Source organism: Pseudoalteromonas sp. 0303 (assembly GCF_013349995.1).
GTDB lineage: Bacteria > Pseudomonadota > Gammaproteobacteria > Enterobacterales > Alteromonadaceae > Pseudoalteromonas.
Genome location: NZ_JABVXF010000097.1, coordinates 1 through 1317, shown reverse-complemented (window position 1 = coordinate 1317; position 1317 = coordinate 1). Strand labels below are relative to the sequence as shown.

Below are 1317 nucleotides of genomic sequence, written 5' to 3'. Positions count from 1 at the left end.
ATGTATGGTACGCCCCGTTTTGCAAGTTAATAACTAAAAATAACGGAGATGGTTTGCGCTAATGTATTCAGAGTCTATTAGAGACTAACATTAGTCCCAGCTCTACGATGAGATCTGCGCCAGATTGTCCTCAAAAACGAGAAAGCATTTTTCTTGCTGAACTGTCCACAAGGTCTTCAATCTGGTGGTCTAACCGTTTTGTCATCATTAATTATCATATGCAAACTGACTTAAACTCTAATTTCAAAAGGCTTCTTCGTGGTCATTACAGACCAAGCTATTCTTGCTATTTTATTTGCTAAAGCTACAAGCGCCACATTAAACGGCTTTCGACATTTTAAATCTATCAACCATGTTCCAAAGAACTTTTCTGCTGTTTTATCTCGCCACATAACGGCACGAGCTGCGTGAATAAATAACTCTCTAAGCTCCTTATTCCCTCGCTTAGAAATACCTAGCATTCTGGGCTTTCCTCCCGTTGAATATTGAAATGGCACTAACCCCAGCCATGCTGCAAAATTACGACCATTGTCGAAATCCTGTGGACTGCCAACTGCTGAGATACAGCACGATGCAGTCATAGGCCCAACACCTGGAATTGTTTGTAATAACTGAGCTACATAGTTTTCTTTATTTAATGCTAATAACTTTTCCTCTTGTGCTTTAATCCACACGTTTAGCTGATTGTAATATTCATATTGAGTGGTTAGCTCTGCAATTAATAGCGGTGGTAACACTTCATTTTGGTCTGCTATCCATTGGAACAAGTTTTTCATTTGATGATGGCCTCTTGGAAAGCTAAGGCCAAACTCCAATAGTATCGAGCCAATTCGGTTCATACAGGCGGTTCTTTCTTTAATATAGCCAGAGCGAACACGTCTAATAACTATACCTAGTTGAGCTTCTTCTGTTTTGACTGAAACAAATCGCATGTTAGGCCTTGTCGCAGCTTCTGCAATTGCGTCAGCATCAATGTAATCATTCTTATGGGACTTAACATAAGGCTTTACGTATTGAGCTGGTATTAGTTTGACCTCATGACCAAATTGTTTGCATTTCCTTGCTAGCCAGTGAGCACCACAACAAGCCTCCATCGCAATGGTTGTTGATTCTTGGACAGATAGAAAATCGACTAACTTTGCTCTGGAATATTTATGACGAAAGACTTCACGGCCAGCATAATCGTGACCAATTAAATGAAAAGTTGATTTACCTAAATCAATACCTATGACTTTTGCAAATGACATGATGGTTTCCTCCTGTAATAGCCAACTCTATGAGTTTAGCTAATGGGTGGGGCGTACCATCTAATTAACG

Annotated in this window: 1 protein-coding gene; it reads right to left on the bottom strand. The window is 39.8% G+C overall.

Translation table 11 applies throughout. The features are described 5' to 3' along the window. Positions 1 to 230: 230 nt before the first annotated feature. Positions 231 to 1247, bottom strand: coding sequence for an IS110 family transposase (locus tag HUS62_RS22275; RefSeq protein WP_175081190.1), 1017 nt, complete (start codon positions 1245 to 1247; stop codon positions 231 to 233). Between the last annotated feature and the right edge of the window lie 70 nt (positions 1248 to 1317).